Source organism: Solemya velesiana gill symbiont, from assembly GCF_002020805.1.
In the GTDB taxonomy this organism is placed as follows: Bacteria; Pseudomonadota; Gammaproteobacteria; order Chromatiales; family Chromatiaceae; genus Sedimenticola_A.
The window spans coordinates 1-22,239 of the sequence record NZ_MPRJ01000034.1; the positions used below are offsets into that span (position 1 = coordinate 1).

At 56.7% G+C, this 22,239-nt stretch carries 24 protein-coding genes and 5 pseudogenes; 15 read left to right on the forward strand and 14 right to left on the reverse strand.

Going from position 1 to position 22,239, the window contains the following annotated elements; translation table 11 throughout:
* Positions 1–52 precede the first annotated feature (52 nt).
* Entirely contained in the window at positions 53–895 is an 843-nt protein-coding gene (locus BOW53_RS06575) for a cation:proton antiporter domain-containing protein (RefSeq protein WP_078486937.1), read from the reverse strand.
* Between the two features lie 118 nt (positions 896–1,013).
* On the opposite strand from BOW53_RS06575, the gene BOW53_RS06580 reads away from it, so the two are divergent.
* The 5 genes from BOW53_RS06580 (at position 1,014) to BOW53_RS06600 (ending at position 5,421) form a co-directional block, all read left to right on the forward strand.
* Positions 1,014–3,134, forward strand: a complete 2,121-nt coding sequence (locus tag BOW53_RS06580; protein ID WP_078486938.1) for a response regulator — start codon at positions 1,014–1,016, stop codon at positions 3,132–3,134.
* Between the two features lie 8 nt (positions 3,135–3,142).
* The gene (locus BOW53_RS06585; RefSeq protein WP_342748413.1) at positions 3,143–3,466 is read left to right on the forward strand and encodes a response regulator; all 324 of its coding nucleotides are present in this window, start codon (positions 3,143–3,145) and stop codon (positions 3,464–3,466) included.
* 100 nt (positions 3,467–3,566) lie between these two features.
* Positions 3,567–4,637 (forward strand): HD-GYP domain-containing protein, encoded by a 1,071-nt coding sequence (locus BOW53_RS06590; protein ID WP_078486942.1) that lies wholly within the window; start codon positions 3,567–3,569, stop codon positions 4,635–4,637.
* A gap of 42 nt (positions 4,638–4,679) precedes the next feature.
* A complete protein-coding gene (locus BOW53_RS06595; protein WP_078486944.1) occupies positions 4,680–4,955 on the forward strand; it encodes a hypothetical protein in 276 nt (91 codons plus the stop codon).
* Between the two features lie 31 nt (positions 4,956–4,986).
* Entirely contained in the window at positions 4,987–5,421 is a 435-nt protein-coding gene (locus BOW53_RS06600) for a pyrimidine dimer DNA glycosylase/endonuclease V (protein WP_078486946.1), read from the forward strand.
* 17 nt (positions 5,422–5,438) lie between these two features.
* Here BOW53_RS06600 and arcC read toward each other — a convergent pair.
* Both arcC and BOW53_RS06610 read right to left on the reverse strand, forming a co-directional pair.
* Positions 5,439–6,340 (reverse strand): annotated as a pseudogene (gene arcC, locus BOW53_RS06605) (carbamate kinase).
* A pseudogene (locus BOW53_RS06610) lies at positions 6,337–7,762 on the reverse strand (cyclic 2,3-diphosphoglycerate synthase). Before BOW53_RS06610 ends, arcC begins: the two co-directional pseudogenes overlap by 4 nt.
* Positions 7,763–7,970: 208 nt before the next feature.
* Here BOW53_RS06610 and BOW53_RS06615 point away from each other — a divergent pair.
* A complete protein-coding gene (locus tag BOW53_RS06615; RefSeq protein ID WP_078486949.1) occupies positions 7,971–8,486 on the forward strand; it encodes a metal-dependent hydrolase in 516 nt (171 codons plus the stop codon).
* A 4-nt stretch (positions 8,487–8,490) separates the two neighbouring features.
* On the opposite strand, the gene BOW53_RS06620 is transcribed toward BOW53_RS06615, so the two are convergent.
* Genes BOW53_RS06620 through bioB form a run of 6 tightly spaced genes read right to left on the reverse strand, consistent with a single transcriptional unit; the run spans position 8,491 to position 13,934 of the window.
* Positions 8,491–9,432, reverse strand: coding sequence for a 2-hydroxyacid dehydrogenase (locus tag BOW53_RS06620; protein WP_078486951.1), 942 nt, complete (start codon positions 9,430–9,432; stop codon positions 8,491–8,493).
* Positions 9,429–10,103 (reverse strand): dethiobiotin synthase, encoded by a 675-nt coding sequence (gene bioD / locus BOW53_RS06625; protein WP_078486953.1) that lies wholly within the window; start codon positions 10,101–10,103, stop codon positions 9,429–9,431. Before bioD ends, BOW53_RS06620 begins: the two co-directional genes overlap by 4 nt.
* 2 nt (positions 10,104–10,105) lie before the next feature.
* Positions 10,106–10,969 (reverse strand): malonyl-ACP O-methyltransferase BioC, encoded by an 864-nt coding sequence (bioC, locus tag BOW53_RS06630; RefSeq protein ID WP_078486986.1) that lies wholly within the window; start codon positions 10,967–10,969, stop codon positions 10,106–10,108.
* A 9-nt stretch (positions 10,970–10,978) separates the two neighbouring features.
* Complete coding sequence (gene bioH / locus BOW53_RS06635; RefSeq protein ID WP_078486955.1) at positions 10,979–11,743, reverse strand: pimeloyl-ACP methyl ester esterase BioH; 765 nt, start codon at positions 11,741–11,743, stop codon at positions 10,979–10,981.
* The gene (gene bioF, locus BOW53_RS06640; RefSeq protein WP_245832026.1) at positions 11,740–12,900 is read right to left on the reverse strand and encodes an 8-amino-7-oxononanoate synthase; all 1,161 of its coding nucleotides are present in this window, start codon (positions 12,898–12,900) and stop codon (positions 11,740–11,742) included. Before bioF ends, bioH begins: the two co-directional genes overlap by 4 nt.
* Positions 12,901–12,908: 8 nt before the next feature.
* A complete protein-coding gene (bioB, locus tag BOW53_RS06645) occupies positions 12,909–13,934 on the reverse strand; it encodes a biotin synthase BioB (protein WP_078486988.1) in 1,026 nt (341 codons plus the stop codon).
* Between the two features lie 136 nt (positions 13,935–14,070).
* Here bioB and BOW53_RS13880 point away from each other — a divergent pair.
* Positions 14,071–14,259 (forward strand): annotated as a pseudogene (locus BOW53_RS13880) (double zinc ribbon domain-containing protein); the annotation flags it as partial.
* A gap of 66 nt (positions 14,260–14,325) precedes the next feature.
* Positions 14,326–14,784, forward strand: a complete 459-nt coding sequence (locus BOW53_RS12770; protein ID WP_078486960.1) for a ComF family protein — start codon at positions 14,326–14,328, stop codon at positions 14,782–14,784.
* Between the two features lie 6 nt (positions 14,785–14,790).
* On the opposite strand, the gene BOW53_RS06655 is transcribed toward BOW53_RS12770, so the two are convergent.
* Positions 14,791–15,504 (reverse strand): urease accessory protein, encoded by a 714-nt coding sequence (locus tag BOW53_RS06655; protein ID WP_078486962.1) that lies wholly within the window; start codon positions 15,502–15,504, stop codon positions 14,791–14,793.
* Positions 15,505–15,680: 176 nt separating this feature from the next.
* Between BOW53_RS06655 and hisG the strand changes: the two are divergent.
* Positions 15,681–16,070: pseudogene (gene hisG, locus BOW53_RS06660) on the forward strand (ATP phosphoribosyltransferase); the annotation flags it as partial.
* Here hisG and phaC read toward each other — a convergent pair.
* Together phaC and phaE are read right to left on the reverse strand one after the other, a co-directional pair.
* Positions 16,067–17,047, reverse strand: coding sequence for a class III poly(R)-hydroxyalkanoic acid synthase subunit PhaC (gene phaC / locus BOW53_RS06665; protein ID WP_078486966.1), 981 nt, complete (start codon positions 17,045–17,047; stop codon positions 16,067–16,069). The pseudogene hisG and the gene phaC sit on opposite strands and share 4 nt — an antisense overlap.
* A gap of 63 nt (positions 17,048–17,110) precedes the next feature.
* The gene (phaE, locus tag BOW53_RS06670; RefSeq protein ID WP_078486967.1) at positions 17,111–18,136 is read right to left on the reverse strand and encodes a class III poly(R)-hydroxyalkanoic acid synthase subunit PhaE; all 1,026 of its coding nucleotides are present in this window, start codon (positions 18,134–18,136) and stop codon (positions 17,111–17,113) included.
* 277 nt (positions 18,137–18,413) lie between these two features.
* Between phaE and BOW53_RS06675 the strand changes: the two are divergent.
* The 6 genes and pseudogenes from BOW53_RS06675 to BOW53_RS06700 all read left to right on the forward strand — a co-directional run.
* Positions 18,414–18,566: pseudogene (locus BOW53_RS06675) on the forward strand (SDR family oxidoreductase); the annotation flags it as partial.
* A gap of 137 nt (positions 18,567–18,703) precedes the next feature.
* Positions 18,704–19,168 (forward strand): polyhydroxyalkanoate synthesis repressor PhaR, encoded by a 465-nt coding sequence (phaR, locus tag BOW53_RS06680; RefSeq protein ID WP_078486973.1) that lies wholly within the window; start codon positions 18,704–18,706, stop codon positions 19,166–19,168.
* Positions 19,169–19,283: 115 nt separating this feature from the next.
* Positions 19,284–19,610: a phasin family protein gene (locus BOW53_RS06685; RefSeq protein WP_078486975.1), complete on the forward strand. Its 327-nt coding sequence runs from the start codon at positions 19,284–19,286 to the stop codon at positions 19,608–19,610.
* A gap of 27 nt (positions 19,611–19,637) precedes the next feature.
* On the forward strand, positions 19,638–20,384 hold the full coding sequence (gene phbB / locus BOW53_RS06690; protein ID WP_078486977.1) for an acetoacetyl-CoA reductase: 747 nt from the start codon (positions 19,638–19,640) through the stop codon (positions 20,382–20,384).
* A 172-nt stretch (positions 20,385–20,556) separates the two neighbouring features.
* The gene (locus BOW53_RS06695) at positions 20,557–21,291 is read left to right on the forward strand and encodes an EamA family transporter (RefSeq protein WP_078486979.1); all 735 of its coding nucleotides are present in this window, start codon (positions 20,557–20,559) and stop codon (positions 21,289–21,291) included.
* A gap of 100 nt (positions 21,292–21,391) precedes the next feature.
* The gene (locus BOW53_RS06700; protein ID WP_078486981.1) at positions 21,392–21,598 is read left to right on the forward strand and encodes a hypothetical protein; all 207 of its coding nucleotides are present in this window, start codon (positions 21,392–21,394) and stop codon (positions 21,596–21,598) included.
* An 88-nt stretch (positions 21,599–21,686) separates the two neighbouring features.
* On the opposite strand, the gene BOW53_RS06705 is transcribed toward BOW53_RS06700, so the two are convergent.
* A complete protein-coding gene (locus BOW53_RS06705) occupies positions 21,687–21,884 on the reverse strand; it encodes a hypothetical protein (protein WP_078486983.1) in 198 nt (65 codons plus the stop codon).
* A 17-nt stretch (positions 21,885–21,901) separates the two neighbouring features.
* Positions 21,902–22,239 (reverse strand): TetR-like C-terminal domain-containing protein (locus tag BOW53_RS06710; protein WP_216641090.1); only part of this gene is annotated, 338 nt, incomplete at its 5' end.

Sequence of the window (22,239 nt, forward strand, 5' to 3'; positions counted from 1 at the left end):
CCTCAAACTTTGGTCGGTGAGAGAAGCTACCTATGCTACCGCAGCTTACCCTCTAACCAACTCTGTCGAGTTGCACTTGGAAATTGAATTCGCGTTTCAACTTATCGGAGACAAACAGGGAAATGGGCGAGGAGGCCAGTGTGACGCCGGCGATAAAGGCCCCGATCTCATGGGAAACACCCAGTGCGGCAGCCCCCTCGGCCAATCCCAGGCACCACCCGATGGCCAGCAGAAAAACATACTCATGGATGGTATCGAAGCGACTGATCAACCTGATCAATACATATTTCACAACCAGTATCGACACACCGATCAGCAGGGGAAGCGCAATCAACAGCTTGATGATTTCAAACAGGGGGTGATTGTCTTGGGTGCCTCCCTCTACCAACACCAACACCAACACCAACAGCAATATAGCCAGCAGGTCCTGCAGCAGAATGCTGATAATCACCTCTCCCGTGTGCTTGTGATGGAGTACCGTGGTGGGCAGCAGCTTGAGACCGATAATGGTGCTTGAGAAGGTGGATGCTGCACCTATAATCAGCGCCTCCTGCAAGGCAAAGCCGAAACTGAGCACCAGGAGGAAAGCCAGCGTACCGAAAATCAGGGAACTGGCCAGGGTGACCAGCGTGGTACTCCCGAACAGTTTCACCAGCTCCTTTGGATTCAGGTCAAGCCCCATCAGAAACAGCAGGAACATAATCCCGATATGGGATATCTCTGCAACGAGATCCGGATCGTTGACAATGTTCCCTACCGAAGGCCCCAGCAACACACCGAGCACGATATAGGCTACCGGGAGCGTCTGCCTGGCATACAGCGCCAGGGTGGCAAGCAGCGCCGCACCTGTGAATACAAGAAAAATCGTAAAGATGATAGGGTCTTCTGTGTGCATATGTACCCGGACGAACTATCGATGTATTGATTCAAGCATAGTCCCACAACATGAGACAGGCCAAACAAACAATGCTTAAATAATCGGATTCATTGCTACGAACGACGCCATCATCGGCATGTCCAACCTGGCGTTGAAGACAGAGCTCAATCCCAAGCAGCACAACTACATCGAGAAGGTCTCCCACTCCGCCGAGAGCCTGCTCGGCATCATCAACGACATCCTCGACTTCTCCAAGATCGAGTCGGGAAAGATGGACATGGAGACCATCGACTTCCGCCTGGAGGACGTAATGGACAACCTCGCCAACCTGGTGGGGCTGAAGGCGGAAGAAAAGGGAGTGGAACTGCTGTTCGATACCGCCTCCGATGTTCCCATGGCACTTCAGGGCGATCCCCTCAGGCTCGGCCAGATCCTGGTCAACCTGGGTAACAACGCGGTGAAGTTTACCGACGAGGGGGAGATCGTGGTCACCACCCGGGTGAAGGAAATCAGCGAAGAGTCAGTAACACTCCACTTCGCTGTGCGTGACTCCGGCATCGGCATGACGCCTGAGCAGCGCGGGAAACTGTTCCAGTCTTTCAGCCAGGCGGACACCTCCACCACCCGCAAGTACGGTGGCACCGGCCTCGGGCTCACCATCTCCAAGCGCCTCACCGAGATGATGAACGGCGACATCTGGGTGGAGAGCGAACCGGGGTTCGGCAGTACCTTCCAGTTCACCGCGGTCTTCGGCCGGCAGTCCGGCGAACAGGTGGGGAGGGTCAGGCCCGAACTTCCCGATCTTCAGGACCTGCGGATCCTGACCGTCGACGACAACGCCACAACGCGGGAAATCCTGGTGAATATTCTCGAATCCTTCGAGTTCAAAACCCACGAGGTAAATTCGGGCAAGGCCGCCCTGGAAGCATTGGAATCCGACGGCCCTTACGACCTGATCCTGATGGACTGGATGATGCCCAGCATGGATGGCGTCGAGACCACCCGCAGAATTCAGGAGCAGTTTGATCCCGCACCACCGGTGATCATGGTTACAGCCTATGGCCGCGAGGAGGCCACCGAGGCATCCGATGGGGTCGCATTCAGCAGCATTATCGCCAAACCGATCTCCCCTTCCACATTGCTCGACGCCATCATGGAAGCGTTTGGACACGAGGTGAAGAGCGTCAGCCGCGGTGGCCACCACGCCGAGGAAGAGATGGAAGCGACGATCAAGCTCCGTGGCGCCTGTGTACTGCTGCTGGAAGACAACGAGATCAACCAGGAACTGGCCCTTGAACTCCTGGCTGGAGGCGGAATCACCGCCCAGGTGGCCAACGACGAGCAAGAGGCACTGGATATTCTCGAAAAGGAATCCTTCGACGGCGTATTGATGGACTGCCAGATGCCGGTGATGGACGGCTATACGGCGACCCGCGAGATTCGCAAGCAAGAGAAGTACAAGGAGCTGCCGGTTATCGCCATGACTGCCAACGTCATGGCCGGGGATCGTAAAAAGGTGCTCGATGCCGGCATGAACGATCATATCGGCAAGCCCATCAATGTACGGGAAATGTTCACCACCATGGCGAAATGGATCACGCCATCCCAACCCGTAGACAAGGTAGCCACGATAGCTACTGAGGAGACCGACACAGTGGGGGAGATCCCGGATCTTCCTGGCATCGACACAACGGCGGGGCTTGTCACCAGCCAGGGAAACCACAAGCTCTACAGAAAGCTCCTCAGGAAGTTCCGTGACAGTGAAGCCGGTTTCGCCGAACGTTTCAAGGAAGCGCAGACCAGCGATGACTCCCAAGCGGCCGAGCGCTGCGCCCATACCCTGAAAGGGGTGGCTGGCAACATCGGTGCGAAAGACATCCAGAAGGCTGCCGAAGCGCTGGAATTCGCCTACAAGGAAAACCGTTCTGAACAACAGCTTGAAGAGCTCCTGGACAAGGTTACAACTGAACTCTCCCCGGTTATTACAGGACTATCAGTACTTGACCAGGCAGAGGCAAATAGAGAAGACGAGACCTTTGAAATCGACACCGAGAAAGTCGGCGGTCTCCTGCAACAGCTGCCTGAATTGATGGAAGACGATGATACCGATGCAGTGGAACTGATCGAGGAGTTCCAGCAAATCCCTGGAATGGGTGTTCACGCCGACCTGTTGGAGCGTGTTTCGAGTGCAACCGAAGAGTATGACTTCGATAAGGCGCTTAAAGCATTGGACGAGCTGATTATCAGCCTGAGGTGATGACTATAATGAATGATAGAGAGCGGACAATCCTGGTAGTGGATGACGCACCCGGCAATATCCAACTGCTGAGTGGCATCCTGAAGGAGAAGTACAAGGTCAAGGCGGCGACTAGCGGCGAGAAGGCACTGAAAATTGCCAACAAACTCCCCCAGCCAGACCTGATCCTGCTGAATATCATGATGCTGGAGATGGATGGGTACGAAGTGTGCAGGCTTCTGAAAAGCACCCCGGAGACCCGCGGCATCCCCGTGATCTTTGTAACGGGAAAATTGACCCGGGAAGACGAACAACGGGGAATGGATATGGGCGCGGTCGGCTACCTGACATAACCCATCGAAGCTGAAAGACTGATGGAAGCGATAGATCTCTCACTCTCTTAAACAGGCAACCTCGAATGGTTTTAAACCATTTAATGCCAAGGGATAAGACATGAGCACGAAAGCTGACAAACAAACCGTTCTGGTTGTCGATGACACACCCGAAAACATAGACGTTCTGAGCGGTGTTCTGAGGGCAGAATACAAGGTCAAGGCGGCTCTGAACGGCGAGCGTGCATTGAAGATTGCCAACGGCGACACGAAACCAGACATGATCCTGCTGGACATCATGATGCCGGGCATCGACGGCTACGAGGTATGCAGACAGCTCAAGGCCAACCCGGCAACCGCCAAGATCCCGATCATCTTCATTACCGCCAAAAGCCAGGAGGAAGACGAACAGAAAGGACTGGAACTCGGCGCGGTTGACTACATAACCAAACCCATCAGCCCACCCATCGTTCTGACCCGCGTCCACACCCAGCTTGCCCTCTACGACCAGAGCCGACTGCTGGAGCAGAAAGTACGCGAACGCACCGAGGAGTTGCATGAAACACGCCTGGAGATCATTCGCCGTCTCGGTCGGGCTGCCGAGTTCAAGGACGACGAAACAGGCCTCCATGTTATCCGCATGAGCCACTACTCCCGACTGATTGCCGAGGCACTGGATTACAGTGATGATTGGACAGACTTGGTGTTTAACGCTGCCCCCATGCACGACATCGGAAAGATCGGCATTCCGGACAAGGTACTGCTCAAACCGGGCAAACTGGATGACGAGGAGTGGGAACTGATGCGCAAGCACCCCGAATTCGGGGCTGCCATCATAGGTGAACATCGCTCCGACCTGATGAAAATGTCCAAGGAGATCGCCCTCTCCCACCATGAGAAGTGGGACGGTTCCGGCTATCCCTATGGCCTGAAGGAGGAGGACACCCCCATGAGCGGCCAGGTCGTGGCCATTGCCGACGTGTTCGACGCCCTGACCACCGAGCGCCCCTACAAAAAGGCCTGGACGGTAGAGGATGCGGTAAAGCTGCTTGACGATAACGCAGGCTCCCACTTCGATCCCAACCTTATCCCCCTGTTTCACGAAGTGATGCCCGAAATTTTGGACATCAAGGGGACCTATGGCGAGTCCACTTTCCAGGGTGATGAAGGGGCCTTTTCAGAAAACGATTGAGTCGTTGTTTAAGACACAGATCCACAGATGCAAACAAGGACTATGAAGTACAAGATCACCGACCAGGCTGACAGGATCGATATCGATCTTACTGAATGCGAAGAGGAGAAAGAGCAACTGCTCGAAGCTCTGCAGGCGTGCCGGGAAGGACGCTGCTCATGTCCGACCCAGGAGTATGAAAAAGTAGACACGCTGGATATCGATGTATCGAAAAATGAAATTCACCTGGAAATAAAAGCCAAGAAGGGAGAGTCGATCGACAAGGACGAAATCGAGAAGTGCCTGGAGTACACAAGAGACAGTGTATCCGGCGCCTGACCCAACAACCCCTATTTCTGCAACTTAAACCATGAGACTCTGGTCAATCCATCCCCGTAACCTGGATGCAAAAGGGCTGGTCGCACTTTGGAGAGAAACCCTGCTTGCCCAGAACGCACTCCTCGGCAGGACCAGGGGGTATCGAAACCATCCGCAACTGACCCGGTTCAAAAGCCATGAAGACCCTGCAACCGCCATTGCCAGTTACCTCTGGCATGTTGCCGATGAAGCCGACAGGCGCGGCTACAATTTCGATAAAAACAAAATCGCCTGCGAACGGGCAGAGATTACGATACCTGTCACCAGCGGACAGATCGACTACGAACTGAAGCACCTGCTGGGGAAACTGAAAACCAGGGATCCGGATCGGCACAAAGCGCTAAACCAGGTTAAGCGGATAAAACTGCATCCCTGTTTCAGACGGATAAAGGGCCCGGTTGAATCATGGGAAGTCATACCGGAATAATCGGGTACCTGTTGACACTAGCACGCCACTACCCGCGTACCCGCCCTGCCCTCCACGATGGCAGAGGCATCTTCAAGAGAACCGATAAAAGCCTGCCCACCTGTCTGCTCAACAAAGCGGCAGGCGGCTTCCACTTTCGGCCCCATGGAGCCCGGGGTGAACTCCTGTTCTCTCAACTCGGAAACAGTCGCTTCATCAATAGGCTTTGCTTCAGAACTCCCCCATCCCTGGTAAACGGCATCCACGTCGGTCAGCAAGAGTAACTGGTCTGCATTGAGCTCTTTGACAAGCATGGCACTGGCGAAGTCCTTGTCGATGGCCGCCTCGACACCCATCAGCATGCCGCCCCCCTGTCCACAACGGGTATGCCACCGCCCCCGGCACAGATCACTACCGCTCCGGCATCCAGCAACACCTTGATCGCCTGAAGCTCCAGGATAGCGAGAGGCTCGGGGGAAGGTACCACTCGACGAAAACCACGGCCATCCCGTGCGACGGTCCACTTGTAGAGTTCGTTTAGGCGCCCGGCCTGTTCGATATCGTAAAGGGGACCTATAGGCTTACTGGGTTGAGTAAACGCAGGATCGTCTGCCCTCACCTGCACCTGAGTCAGAAGGCTCACCACCTTGCGCCGGGGCAGCCTGTTGCAGAGTGCCTGCTCAATCAGGTACCCGAGCATGCCTTCGGTCTCTGCATTGAGCACATCAAGGGGGTAGGGTTTCACCGTTGCACAGGCCTCGGACTGAAGTGCAAGCAGCCCCACCTGGGGTCCGTTGCCGTGGGTAATCACAAGGGATTGCGAGGATGCAAATCCGGCAATCGCATTCACTGCCCGTTCCACGTTATGGCGCTGCAGTTTCATCTCTGCGGGTTCACCGCGCCGCACCAATGCATTGCCGCCAAGGGCGATGACCATCATTGCCCCTGGCCTCCCGCCTTGATCTTCGCGATGAACTGGTCGAGCAAATTACCCAGTACCGGTTCGCCCAACTCGACAAACTCGTAACGGGCACGTACAACCGGCTTGTTCACCGCTATCAATGCTGAAAGATCGCAGGGCGTTCCATACACCACCACATCGGCATCGGCATCGGCATCGGCATCGGCATCGGCATCGGCATCGGCATCGGCATCGGCATCGGCATCGGCATCGGCATCGGCACCATTGATACTCGCCTCCAATGCCTGCAACTGCCCTGGGTGATAACCCACTGCAGGCAGCACCTTGCCGACATGACTGTATGCTTCATAGACAGACTGAATCTCCGGCACCGCCGAGGCCCTTGGATCGACGATCCATTCTGCGCCGGCTTCCACGGCTGCCATGTAGCCTGCACCATAGGCCATGCCGCCGTGGGTGGGTGGTTGTCGGTCCGTCTTCCACCACCAGCACACGCCGCCCCTTGACCAGTTCGGGCTCATCAAGGGTGATTGGCAATGATCCACGGGCCACCTGCACTCCAGGCATGACTTGCTGCACGTTGCATATCACCTGCTCTACGTTGCCCGCCGAATCCGATTTGGATATCACTACCACGTCGGCCAGGCGCAACACCGTCTCGCCCGGGTAGTGGCTGGTCTCATGACCCGGCCGCAACGGACCCACCAGAACGATGTGCAGATCCGGCTTCAGGAAAGGCGCATCATTGTTGCCCCCGTCCCAGATGATGACATCCACCTCCCCCTCCGCCATCTGAAGGATGCGCTCATAATCAACACCGGCATAAACCAGGTTGCCATGAGCCAGGTGGGGCTCGTACTCCTCGCGCTCCTCTACCATACAGTGGGCAGCAGCGAGTTCATCCAGGGTTTCGAAGCGCTGGGCAACCTGGCGGGAAAGAAGATCGCCGTAGGGCATGGGATGGCGCATGGCGCCAATGCGCAGCCCTGCAGTTTTCAAGCGTTTCGATATCCAACGACTGAGGGGCGACTTGCCGCACCTCGTACGTACTGCAGAAACCGCAATAACCGGAATCCTGGACTTGAGCATAGTGCGCTCCGGTGTCAGGAGCAGGAAGTCGGCACCCGCGGCAAGGACACGGGAAGCGGTATGCATCACGTGGCTTTTGCTTACATCGCTGTAGGCAAAAACGACCTGGTCTATGTTCTCTTCCACGATGAGTCGCTCAAGCTCGGACTCATCCAGTATGGGAATCCCCCCGGGATAACCAGCACCGGCGAGCAGCGCTGGATAGTGACGGCCAGCTATTTCGGGAATCTGGGTCGCCGTGAAGGCAACGACCTGCACGGAAGGATCATTCCTGTATACCAGGTTGAAGTTGTGAAAATCGCGCCCTGCTGCACCCATGATGAGCACGCGGCTGATGCTGTTTTCACCCATGCTGCCCTCCTTTGCCCTTTACCATGAATATAGTCACTTTCGTGAAAACAGGACCTGTTTTTGAACTGAAGGGATGGGCATTGACTATGCTTGATTTAAAGGTCTCCTCACCCAATCGCTCTCTCTGCTGGGTGATGGAACCAGGGAGCAATCAATCCATGGCGCCTGGTCAACACTTCATCATCAGTTGGGTTATTGCAAACGGTGTGTGCTGAACCGGAGAAGCCGCATTGCTATCACGGCTGCCGGTGTAATACCTGACCTGGATGGGCTCGGCGCGGTTGTCGACGAGTTGGGACCCTATTTTGGATACGCCACCACGCTCTACGGTGATTACCATCACGTCTTCGCCCACAACCTGTTTGCAGGGGTACTGCTTGCCCTGGCGGTAGCGCTACCCTGCAGAAAACGTCTCACGGTATTCCTGTTGTCGCTGCTTGCTTTCCATGTCCACCTGCTGTGCGACATCCTGGGCTCCAAGGGGCCTGACGGTTACCAGTGGCCCATACCCTATCTCTACCCTCTGATTCCTGAACTTGAGCTGACCTGGTCCGGTCAGTGGGAGCTCAGCTCTCCGATCAACTCACTGGTCGGCGTCGTCTTCTTTGTGATTGCACTGGTGATTGCACGCTACCGCCATGTCACCTTTTTCGAGCTTTTTTCGAAAAGGTTTGAGGCGATCGTCTACAAGGCAGGGTTGGAGAGAGGCTTTTTCAAAACCTGAGAACTTAATAACCCAGTTCCGGATCGACCTGGTCCGGCAACTTGTTATCGTTGCGATACCGGTGAATATTTTCGGCCACGATCTTCGAGGCGCTGCCCCTGTCGGTCAATGCCGCGACGTGTGGCAGTACTGTGATCTTGGGATGACGCCAGAACAGATGACCTTCCGGCAGTGGCTCCGTTGAGAAGACATCCAGAACAGCATGTCCCAACCTACCCTCTTCCAGCGCACCGAGAAGGTCCTTTTCCACCAGGTGAGCGCCGCGGGCGAAATTGATGATCTGCGCCCCCATGGGCAACTGTTTGAACAGTTCACTGCTGAGAATGCCCCGTGTCTCGTCCGTCAGGGACAACAGGTTGACCAGTATCTCGCTTCGACCCAGAAAATCCGACAGGCCCTCTTCTCCTGCAAAGGTCTCGACGTACTCCAGGGATTTTTTCGTACGGCTCCAACCGTTCACTTTGAAGCCCAGGCTGTTCAATACATTAACAGCCGCAATGCCCAAATTGCCCAATCCCATGACACCAACACAGCGCTCTCCAGCCAAGGGCATCTCATGCTGTCGCCATACCGCTCTGCGCTGCTGCTCGGCATAGAGAGGCAGCCTGCGGTGCAGGGCAAGCACGTGAGTAGCCACTGGCTCGGCCATTGCCCGAGCCAGTGCAGGATCAATCAGTCTGACCAGGGGGATTTGCCGGGGAAAGGTCTCATCGGCCAGCAGCATGTCGACGCCTGCCCAGAGGCTTTGCACCCACTTCAACCTGGGCAGCCTGCCCAATACGCCTTTTGGGGGATTGGCAACGATGGCAATCTCGATATCCGACAGCTCACCGGCTTCATGGCGAGTAACTATGCGCTCTCCCGGCAAGACACTCTGAAGGGCTTCCTGCCACGCTTTCTCTTCGGCAGCCCGCAGACTGGTGAGCAGCAGGATACGCCCTCTCATGAGAGACCGGTATCGAGCAGCGAAGCGATAGCCGCCGGTTCAGGCTGCTCCATGCGCGGAACGAAGCCGAGGAGAGGCGCCTGGATGCGCGGTTTCAGTGATTCCAGGTTGCCTTCCGGTTCCAGCATTTCCGAATCAGCCACATTGGCTACCCAGCCCGCCAGTTCCAGCCCCCTGGCCTTGATCGATTCGGCGGTAAGCAGTGCATGGTTGATACAGCCGAGTTTCAGCCCGACCACCAGGATAACCGGCAGACCCAGTTCAGCAGCAAGATCAGAAACCGTGCTCTCGGGACCCAGCGGCACCTGCCAGCCGCCCACACCCTCGACGATCACGCTATCCGCCAGGTGGGAGAGTTTCTGGTAATAGAGCAGGATTTTCTCTATATCAATCTCCACCCCTGCCTGTTCAGCTGCAAGGTGAGGGGCTATGGGAGGCTCGAAGGCATAGGGATTGACCAGTTCGCAGGAGACAGAGAGAGAGGCCTGGCGACGTATACGCACTGCATCCTCGTTCCTCAGGCCGGCGGGGGCCTTGTCAGCACCGGAGGCGATCGGTTTCATGCCCAGTACACGCCAGTCCCGGGACTGGAGCAGGTGCATCAGGCCCAGGGTAACCTCGGTCTTGCCGCATTCGGTATCCGTTCCGGTAATGAAATAGCTGTTACCCATGATCAACGCATCCTTCCAATCTGGCTCACCGGCACGGTGGTCACGCCATCCTGCTCTCGCTGCTCCGGAGCCCAGGCGTGCCCGTACACCACTTCATAGCTGGCGGGCAGGCGTCCATCTGTTCGAAACTGCTCATAGGCCCTGACCATTACCTGAAGCCGGCCCTTGCCCGTCATACCCCGTTGACGCTCCGTGGTCACATTGTGTGCGCCAATCACTTTCAGATCTTTCATCAGACCCCCTACGTCATCATAGGTCAACGTCAATCGGTCGACATCCACTACCGGGTCGGCAAAACGGGCGCGCATCAATGCATCGCCCACATCGTGCATATCCAGAAAGGTGCTGACATGACTGCCACCATCGGCCTGGTTCCAGGCGCTGCGCAACTCCTTCAGGGTATCCGGCCCGAAGGTGGTGAACATCAGAAGGCCACCGGGCTTGAGCACACGAAGGAACTCCTTGAAGCTGTGATCGAGATCGTTGCTCCACTGGATCGCCGCGTTGGAGTAGATCAGGTCGACGCTCTGATCGGCCAGGGGAAGATGATCGAGGTCGGCACAGAGACAAGCCGGCTTGCGCAGCCAGGAGCCACGCTTGCGGGCGTGCTGCAGCATGGGATAGGCAAAATCCAGGGCCACCACCCTGGCCTTCCTGTAACGTTTAGCCAGTTCTGCCGTGGCCACGCCGGTGCCTGCGCCCACGTCGAGGATCACCTCGGGCTGCAGTTTCACCAGGTCAAGGCGGTCGATCATGCGCTGACCGATCTCGCACTGCATGACAGCCGCTTCGTCGTAGTGCTCAGCTGCCCTGGAAAATGCGCGTCGCGCCTGCTCTTTATCGATGGTGTGATCCCTATCGGGCATCATCAACTCCTATCCAATGAATCCTGCCAGTGCCCTCAGGCTCTTCTCTGTGTGCGACAGAAACGGGGCGTGGGCACATCCGCCCAGCACCAGGATGTCCGCCCCCGGCTGCAATATCTCCAACTCATCGGCCACACCGACAGGCACCAGGGTGTCACGTTCGCCCAACAGCCAGAGCACCGGGCAACTGATCGACGCTAACTGGTCCCTGAGATCCACGTTCAGCAGCAGATCCAGGCCATGTTCCAATGCCATTGGCTCGGCTTCAGGCCGCTCTGTCAGCTCCTGGCGCAGCAGGCGAAGGGTATGGCGCGCCTCCTCGTCACCCCGCACCTGCAGAGAGAGAAAACGCTCAAGGGTCTGGGCCGGCGTTTTCACCAGAGCCTGCGCAAACGATCCCAGGGTGTCGTGGTCCATGGCGTGTGGCCAATCCTCGCGCTGGACGAAACTCGGCGTGCTGGCCACCAGGGCCAGCTTCTCGATGCGCTGCGGGGCCATGACCGCAGCACGCTGGGCAACCTGCCCCCCCAGGGACCAGCTAACCCAGATGGCTCGTTCCGGCGCTGCCTCTAGGCAGGCATCGGCCCAAGCGTCGAGACTCGCTTCATTGGCGTCGTATTCACTGCCGCCGTGTCCCGGCAGTTCGATAACCGTCACCCTGTGGTCCACTGTCAAGTGCTCCATCAGCGGCGACCAGACCGCGGCGTTCATACCCCAGCCATGAATCAATACCAGTTCAGCTCCGGAACCCGTGGTTTCGCTGTAAAGCTTCATGCTTCTGACAACTCCAGTCCCGACAACACCTCGAGCAGCCGCTCAACATGCTCCGGCGTATGGCTGGCGGAAAAGGTGATCCGCAGGCGTGCGCTCCCTTCAGGTACCGTGGGGGGGCGGATGGCGCTGATCTGGATACCCTCACCTTCGAGCTGCCTGCTCCACTTCAAAGCCTGTTCGGATGTGCCGGCGACAATGGGCTGAATCGGCGTCTCTGACTCCATCAGCGGGAGCCCAATCTCTTCAGCGCCCTGCCTGAACTGACCGATCAGCGTCTTCAGCCGTTCGCGCCGCCACTCATCCTTTTGCACCAAGCGCAGGCTGGCACGGGTGGCCTCGGCGACCGCCGGGGGCGTTGCGGTGGTGAAGATATAACTGCGGGCCTGCTGAATCAGGGTTTCAATCAGTTCATCGGATCCCGCCACAAAGGCGCCGGAGGTCCCAACTGCCTTGCCCAGGGTACCCATCATGATCGGCACTTCTTTCAGACCCAGGTTGAATCGATCGATAGTCCCTCTGCCCTGTTCTCCGAGCACGCCGAAACCGTGGGCATCGTCCACCATCAGCCAGGCATCGGCACCCCGGCACAGGGTCGCCATTCTGTCCAGTGGGGCGATATCCCCGTCCATGCTGAAGACACCGTCTATCGCCACCAGGGCCTCACCTTTGGCGTGACCTTGCAACTGACTCTGCAGGGCGTCCATGTCGGCATGAGCGTAACGTTTGAAATTGGCACGGGATAGCAAGCCGCCATCGATAAGGGAAGCATGGTTGAGGCGATCTTCGTAGACCGAATCGCCACGCCCCAGCAATGCGGACATCACGCCCAGGTTGGCCATGTAACCGGTAGAAAAGAGCAGTGCCCTGGGGCGCCCGGTAAACTCCGCCAGTTCCTCTTCCAGCACATGGTGGGCACGACTGTGGCCCGACACTAGGTGGGCAGCCCCGCTGCCGGCACCATAGGTTTCCGCCCCTCGCTGCATGGCTGCGATCACCTCGGGATGGTTGGCCAGTCCCAGGTAATCATTGCTGCAGAAGCTGAGAACATGACGGCCATCGACAACCCCCTCTGGCCCCTGGGGGGAGTCGTAGACCCGGCGCGCACGATAGAGATGAGCCTGCTTGCGCCGTTCGAGTTCAGGTTGAAGCGATTTCAACGAAGTAATCAGCCAAATTCAGCAGCCAGGCGCGCCTCGCGCTTGCTGCTGCACTCTTTCTCTGTGGCCTGCAGTTCAATGGACTCCTCGAACGCCATGCCCAATCGTTCCAGCAGCGCCTTGTCGTTGTCCGCTTCCGGGTTGTCCGTGGTGAGCAGACGCTCGCCGTAAAACATGGAGTTGGCACCGGCCATGAAGCAAAGTGCCTGCATCTCGTCATTCATCTCGGTGCGACCGGCAGAGAGCCGTACGTAGGACTTTGGCATCAGAATGCGCGCCACTGCGATACTGCGAACAAACTCGAAGGGATCCAGTTCGTCGGCTCCGAACATGGGTGTGCCTTCCACCTGCACCAACATGTTGATGGGTACGGACTCCGGGTGCTTGGGCAGGTTCGCCAGTTCCCTGAGCATGGAGGCACGGTCCTTCCGGGACTCATCCATGCCGAGAATGCCGCCGCTGCAGACATTGATACCCTGGTCACGCACGTACTCAAGGGTCTCAAGGCGATCCTGGTAAGTACGGGTAGTGATCACGTTGCCGTAGTACTCGGGCGAGGTGTCCAGGTTATGGTTGTAGTAGTCGAGCCCGGCCTCCCTGAGGCGTTCCGCCTGGGGCTGGGTAAGCATACCCAGGGTGACGCATGTCTCCATTCCCAGGTCGTGCACCGCCTGGATCATCTCGATCACCCGCTCCAGGTTCTTGTCTGTAGGGTTTCGCCATGCAGCGCCCATGCAGAAGCGGGTTGCGCCGGTCTCCTTGGCAGCGGCAGCTGCCCTGATCACCTCGTCAACCGGCAGCAACTTCTCTTTTTCCAGGTCGGTGTTGTACTTGTGGCTCTGGGAGCAATAGCCGCAGTCTTCCGAACAGGAACCGGTCTTGATGCTGAGCAGGGTGCTCACCTGTACACGGTTGGGATCAAAGTGCTGACGGTGTACGCTCTGGGCGCGGAACATCAGGTCGTTGAAGGGCATATCGAGGAGCGCCTCGATCTCCTCCTGGCTCCAGTCGTGTCGCAAATTGGCGTCGCTCATGGCGTTGGGATTCCTCATTTTCAAAAAAGCGCTATGATTGGTTTCACTGCGCCAAAAAATCAGAACCGGGGGATCACCCCGGCAGATCCACCCATGGTACGGATAGGCGCACCACTGTCAACCAGGAGGAAATGACATGGTTAACAGTTGTTTATGTTTTATACAATTTCACTGCTTTCCGCCAAAGTGCCTGCTCTGCGGTGCACCGGGTGAAACCCATACCGACCTCTGCCAGGGGTGTATCGATGACCTGATCAGGAATTACATCGCCTGCCCCCACTGTGCTGCGCCACTTCCGGCAGGGACCAAACCCGGAACGATATGCGGGAACTGTCAGCAGCATGAGCCACTGATCCATAGCACCCTCTCGCCTTATCTTTTCGCCGGTCCAATGAGCAAACTGATTGGACACTTCAAGTTCAACGAGGAACTTCAATACGGCGCACTACTGAGCCGATTGCTCCAGAAAGAGATCGAGAGCCTGCAGCCGGAAATGCCTGAACTACTGATACCCGTCCCGCTGCATCCGTCCAGACTCAAAGAGCGGGGATTCAACCAGGCCCTTGAACTTGCACGGCCACTGGCAAAGACATTCGACATCCAATTGGATCTCGACACCCTGCACCGCACAAGGGCCACACCCCACCAGATCGGCCTGCAGCGCAAGGAACGCATTAAGAACGTAAGAGGAGCCTTCGAGATGAGAGGCGGGATCAAGGCCGATCATGTCGCCCTGGTTGATGATGTGATTACAACCGGCAGTACATTGAGAGAGAGAGCAGGCGTGCTGAGAAAGTCCGGTGTCTCACAGGTCGATGTCTGGTCGATTGCCAGGACACCATCAAGTTGATTCAACTCAGAACAGCAGCAGTCCCTGGGTGATACCCACCTCGTAGACCAGTAGTCCACCCACGCCGACCGTGGCGAAGCCCACCAGGGTCTTTAGGCCGTTGTGGGCCCACGTCAGCCCCCTGGCCGAGTAGCGCAGAGGTAGGCTGATCACCGCCGCCAGCATTGCCATACCGAGGATGGAACCGAAACCGAAGAGGGCGATATAGAGCAAACCCAGCCAAGGAGATGTAATGGTCTCAAGCACCAGCAGGATCAGTGCAGCCGAACCTGCCATGCCATGCATCATGCCGACAAGCAGTGAACGAACGGGGAAACCCTTGGGGTGTTCATGGTGATGGGGGTCCTGTGCATGCTCACGTCCCGGTTCATGTGAGTGGGCATGAAAGTGTGTCACCTCCCCATGGTGGTGACTGTGAAAGTGGATCCGCTCCTTCACCACCCGGCGCAGGACATCCGCTCCCAACAGCACCAACATCACGCCCACCGCAAGCTCCAGGCCGCGGGCCATGTTCTCCGGTATCAGGGAGTCGAGCAGGATCACCGCACCGCCGAAAAGGAAAAGGGTCAGGGTATGCCCCATACCCCATACCGCACCCTGGCGTGCAGTTTCAGCCAGCGAACGACTACGGGTGGCAAGGGAGGCAACGGCAGCCACATGATCGACCTCCAGGGCGTGCTGCATGCCGATCAAAAAGCCCAGTACCAGGATTGTTTTCATTCAGTCACCCGATTCAGGATAGGCAGGATATATAAAGATAGTACACAACCCTCCCCGCATCAGACAGCGGAAAACAGTGATCAGTTGCCATGCATCAAGGCCACACCCATCATACCCCCCATATAATTCCTGCTTTATACTCCTGACTCTTACAATCCCAATAAGGCCAGGCAAGCATGCAACAAATAAAACTGGGTGTGCCGAAAGGCAGCCTTGAGTCCTCGACACTGTCACTGTCCAAACAGGCGGGCTGGACTATCTCCCCCCGCTCACGCAACTATTTCCCTGCCATTAACGATCCCGATATCACGTACGCCCTGGTACGTTCCCAGGAGATGGCCCCCTATGTAGCCAACGGCACCCTCGACCTGGGCCTGACAGGCCATGACTGGATCCTTGAAACAGAGGCCGAGGTTGAGGAGATCTGTGAATTGGTCTACTCCAAGAGTTCCGACCAGCCCTGTCGCTGGGTACTGGTTGTACCCCAGGATTCACCCATCCAATCCGTAGAGAATCTGCAGGGAAAGAAGATCTCCACCGAACTTGTTGGATTCACCAAGCGCTACCTGGCAGACAAGGGAATCGAGGCCGAAGTGGAGTTCTCCTGGGGCGCCACCGAGGCATCCGGCGGCACCAGATGGTCCTGCTCAGCGAAAATGTTGAGCACCGGGCAACTGATGTTCTTGAGATCCACCAGGTGTTCCCCGAGCTTCACCGTGCCGTTGAGGAACCCGTTCTCCTGATAGAACTCCTTGATGAACTGGCGAAAGGTCTCCCCCGCCTGGTCCGGGCTGTCGAAGATCCACTTCTCCATGCGCAGGAAATTTTTCAGCTTGTCCTCGTCATCCAGTACATCCACCATGTTGACGTACTTCTGCCCGGTGAGACTGAAGGGCTTGAGTGAGAGGAAGGTCCAGTTCAGAAGCTCTCCCGGCACGTTCCCAAGGGTATCCACCAGCAGATCGACATCCATATGCTGAACCCAGGCGCTGAGCATGTTGTCGGGTGTCTTGAAGTCCACCGGTGTCACCATGGTGACCAGGTTCTTCACTTTCTCCTGGTGCAGGGAGGTATAGCAGAGACTGAAAGTACCACCCTGGCAGATACCCAGGATGTTGATCTTGTCCAGGCCGTGGCGCTGGCGTATCACGTCCACGCAACGGTCAATATAGCCGTTGATATAGTCATCCAGGGTGAGACTGTTGTCCGCACCGTCCGGATAGCCCCAGTCGATGAGGTAGACATCCTGGCCTGCAGCGAGCAGGTTCTTGATGGTTGAACGATTCTCCTGGATATCCGTCATGTAGGGACGGTTCACCAGGGCATAGATGATCAGCAACGGGACACTGTTCTGCTTCACACCCTCTGGTGCCGTATAGCGGTAAAGCGTGAACTTGTCCTCGGTGTAAACCGCCTCTTTGGGACTCACGCCGGTGTCAATCTGCTCCGAATTGAGCAGGTTCTCAACACCCTTGCCCAGTTTACGGCTGTAGTCCGCCATCTCCTCGGCGAGCTTGTCTGGTCGAATATCGATAGGAAACACGATGTTTCTCCTCACGTACCCGGCCGTTATTCAACGGCCTGTGTCATCATCCGCTTATGGTTTTTAGCGTTTGGCCGCAGCTTTCTTCTTCACAGCCGCTTTTTTCCTGGGTGCAGCCTTGGGCTTGGCAGCAACTTGTGATGCCAGTGCAGCCTTGAGCTCAGCGATCTCGGCTTTCAGCCCCTTGATCTCACGGCGATTCTCCTGCATCCGTGTCTGCAGGGTGCGCAGTTCCGTGCGGGTGGGCATGTTCATGGCGCCCAGGGACTCATCCACCATCACCGCCATTTCGTGCTTCACACCCATCAGCGCATTGACTAGGCGGCCGTGGATCTTTGCATACTCAGGGGTCATCACCTGCTCGCCATAGGCCTCTTCGCAGACACCTACCCAGGTATCGTAGAGCTGGCGGGCGGAATCGATCTGCTTACCATCCGCTACGATCTCCCCGACCCTGGTCTGCATGCGGTCAACGGCAAGCACGCCCAGGTTGGAGAAGAACTGCATGTAATCCTGCAGTGCCTGCTGATACTCCAGCACCTTGAGCATCATCTGCTGTTGCTGACCCTGCTCTTCACGGGTGTAGCCCAATCCAGGAGCGGAAAGAAAACGCTCGAGGTGTCCACCGTGGGGCATGTTGCACAGCATGTCGCCAGGCATCAGGGAAAGGGAGGAAACCATGCGCTGCCAGTTGTCCAGGGGCATCTCCCAGAACGCCATCATCTTGTGCAGGGCATCGTCACCACCTGCTTCCGGCATGCCCATAAAGCCCTGCTTCATATCGGCAAAGGTCTTGGACATTACGTCGTTCCACTCTGTAGCAGCACCATTTTCCTGGAAGTTGCGACTGAACTCGTCCGCCATGTGAAACAGGGCCTTGCCCTGGTTCATCATCTTGTCCATGAAATCCCTGGTCATGTCAGGTGCTGCCGGCGAGACAACCTGCCACCAGTGCTCCATGGCGTTTTCCCAGGGACTTTTCGGCACCGCCTTTCCGCCTAACGCCTGGCGGCTGAAATCGGACCAGTTTTGCCAGTATTTCTGCTGGATCTCCATCCACTCTTGGTTCCAAAAACCTTGTTCACTCATAGCGCACTTTTCCATTCTGGTTCTGTCTGCGATGATTCAGACACTACCACGCAGATTTGTGCACTGCAACATTTTGAACTACACTCAGTCGTTCATACATAGCAAAAGAATCGGGCATCTGTTGTATCGCGACAATGCACTGCAAGATGAGAATCTGCTGATACATTGCTGTTTGTAGCAGTTTCGAAAGCGCTTTGTTAGTCTCGAATGCCCTGCCTTTGAACAATGAAACGACAGGTATCTGATATGAGCGAAAGCGTTGTGATCGTAGCCGCAGGCCGTACCGGAGAAAATCAGGGAAAACATCGTCGCCCAGATACCGGTGGAACGTCTTAAAAAACACGAGGAGATTGCCGCCGCAGTTGCCTATCTCGCCTCGGACGCTGCGGCCTTTATTACCGGCTCGGAGTTATCGATCAATGGTGGTTAGCACATGTACTGAGTGCCATTCAATGAATGGACAAGGGTTTTTTATGCCCGCATGTTTTAAAGATATTTCCCACAGAGGGAGATTCCCGGATAAACTCAGATAGATATTATGGCGTCACCTACGAGGAACCGGATGTCATGACCGAACCCCGAATCATCAAGAAATATCCCAATCGCAGACTTTACGATACGGAGTTGAGCCGCTACATAACCCTGGCGGACATCCGCGAGTTGGTCATGAAGGGCGTGAATTTCCAGGTCATCGATACCAATAGTAAGGAAGACCTCACCCGCTCCATACTGCTGCAGATCATGCTGGAAGAGGAGTCCGGCGGCCACCCCCTGTTCAGCGCCAACATGCTCTCCCAGATCATCCGCTTCTACGACGACACCTTCCAGGGCATGTTTGCCCGTTACCTGGAGGAGAGCCTCACCATGTTCGCCAAGCAACAGGAGCAACTGGGCAGCACAATGGGCACCGACCCCATGAAGGCCATGACCGACCTTGCACAGCGCAACATGCAGATGTGGGCCGACATGCAGAACAGCTCCTTTAAAGCTGCCGGTTTCAAACCGGGCCAGGACGACAATTCAAGCAAGTAGAGCGCAAAGCCGCTTTCACCCCCCTCCCTGTTAAATACTTGACACGCGCCTGCCGACTGGCTATGCTGCACCGCAATATTGCTGCATCGCACAAACTTTTTATGGAGCGAAGAAAATGACGACTGCAAAAGAGAACCTGGAAATGTTTAAGGAATTCGGTACCAACGGCTACGAAAATGCACGTGCCCTGGGCGAACTGAACCTGCGTACCTGGGAAAAGCTGGCCGAAGCCCAGATGGCTACTTTCAGCCTGTTCGTCGACACCGGTATCGCACAGATGAAGCTGGCTACCGAATCCAAGGATCCCAAAGAGCTGGTCACCAAGGGCCGCGAGACCATGGAACTGACCAACGAGGCGCGTGACGAGTACAGCGCCCTGGTGGAGAAAGGCATCAGCCAGTTCACCAGCAAGGTCAACGAAGCCACTCAGAAAGCCGCCTGATTTAGTCGCCTTCCGGAGAGCTGAAGCATGACGAATGATAAACGCGTTGCTGTAGTCACCGGCGGTATCGGAACCGCTATCTGCCAGCGCCTACGCCTAGCCAACAACGGATGCCAGGTGGTTGCAACCTACTACCCCTCAGAAGAAGAGAAGCTGGCAGAGTGGAGTGCGGCCCGTGAGTCCGAAGGACTGCAGATCGGCCTGGCAGCGGGCGATGTCTCTTCTGCAGAAGACAGCGCACGCATGATGGCGGAGATCGAAGAGCAGTTCGGTACCGTGAATATCCTGGTCAACTGTGCCGGCATCACCCGCGACACCACCATGAAGCGGATGGAGCCTGAACAGTGGAATGCGGTGATCGACACCAACCTGAGCAGCGTCTTCTACGTCACCAAGCCGGTCTGGGAAGGGATGCTGAACCGAGGCTTCGGTCGCGTCATCAACATCTCATCCGTCAATGGCCAGCGCTGCCAGTTCGGCCAGGTGAACTATGCCGCGGCCAAGGCTGGCATGCACGGTGTCACCATGACCCTGGCACAGGAAGGGGCAACCAAGAACGTTACGGTCAACACCGTATCCCCAGGCTACGTCAAGACAGCAATGACCGATGCCATTCGCGAGGACATCCGCGAATCGATCATCGCAGGCATACCCATGATACGCATGGGGCTGCCAGAAGAGATCGCCTCCACAGTGGCCTTCCTGGCCTCTGACGAGCAGGCTTACATCACCGGGGCCAACATCCCGGTCAACGGCGGACTCTTCATCAGCTAATCCTCCTCTCTCTGAACAGTACATAGAGAGCTTTTTGCCCGGCACCCCGCCGGGCATTTTTTTATGTACAGGATGTACGGTATGCCGCGGGAGGCACAGCGGCTTTGCCTTGTAGAATGGCTACAGTGATAATTGGCCCTCCCTAACCATTGCAAGCGTGCAGCACATCCACATGCCTCCAACCAGCCAACACACCACTGGCGCTTTCATTGTAGCGCTGGGCGTCCTCATACTGAGCTTCGATGCCCTGCTTATCCGACTTGTAAATGCGCCGGAATGGGACGTGGTCTTCTGGCGCGGCCTGCTCATGGCCTTTACCCTGTTCCTTGCCATTGCCATTCAAAATAAGAACAGCATGCGGCTGTTTCTCAGCTTCGGCTGGCCGGCCCTCTTCACCGCCCTGATCCAGGGTGTCGGCAGTGCCCTGTTCGTGCTTGCGGTCAATCACACCAGCGTTGCCAACACCGTGGTGCTGATTGCCACAGCACCTCTCTTCGCCGCCATGGCCCTGGGCGGCAACCTCACCCTCCTGCGCCGGTATCATGAAATGCCCCGCATGCCGGTAGTGGCGGTCAGTGGCCTCATAACGGCGGCCCTGGCCATCCCTCTCAGCAACCCACTGGAACTCTCCACACAGAGTTATGCCTGGCTGGCGTTGATGGGTATGGTGCAGATGCCCGCTGCGCTGGTGATGATCACCCTGGGCACCCGCTATCTCACCTCCCCGGAGGTGAGCCTCTTCATCCTTCTCGAGACCCTGTTTGGTCCGATTTGGGTATGGCTTGTACTGGGTGAAACCGTCTCACCGGAGACCCTGGGTGGCGGCATGATCATCGTGGGAACATTGGCCATCTACAGCTGGTTGAACATACAGCAGGCAAGGTTCGTATCGATTCAAAAAATGTGATGCCGCACATGTTTCTCATGCCGGTCAGGGTGAATTTTTTCGTTAGCTGCCGATATATACAAGTGAGAACATCATTCAATTCAACCTCACGGAAACGACCATGAAAGCCCAATTGAAACCTGACTTCTGCGCCGAGTGCGGCCATGAAGTGGTAGCCGGTGTCGCCTGCGACTGGCAACCCCAGTCCTGCCCTTTCCTCAAGGCTGAACGACTCCAGCATCTGGAAATGACCAATCGGCATCTCGAGGCAATCACTGTTGCCTGTGCACAACCAGAAGAATACGACGCTGTACGCGGTAAAGAGTGATTTATCGATCCTGCACAGACACCCCCCTGCGCAGGAAGACGGGCGTTTCTAATGCCTGAAATTCTCCGTTGAGGTTTTCTGACCTGGATTACCGGGTATATCCTGCCAGGCAGTTGCTCACCAACGATTCGGCGATTGCCGCGGTGGACCCTGCATTGGCCTTTTCCAGGCTGCCAGACAGCCCAAGTATGCAGACACCGTGAATATCGCTCCAAAGCGCATGGGAGGCGAGCCGCACCTCTTTTTCCGCACGTTGGCTGTCCAGCTGTCTCAGGGGTTCCTCCACCTGGGAGAAGAGCCGCTCTATCTTCTCCTGGAACCACGGGGAGCACTCTCCCCTTCCGCAAGCCGATGTTCAAAAACCGCAGCCCACAGGTTGGGATGCTCAAAGGCGAACGCCACGTAGGCCAGGGCCAGTTTCAGAATACAGCGTTCAGGTTTGCGGCTGTTACGAACGACACCCTCCAGGATGCTGTACAGTTCATCCAGGGTTCCAGCATTGAGATGCAGTATCAGCTCATCCTGGTTCTGGAACACCACGTAGAGCGTCCTCCCTGGCTCACCATCGCCCTGCTCTCCTGCTGCGCCCTTGCTCAAGCGAGTCTTCGACCTCGTGAAAGATTTTGGGACATCCAAGTCCC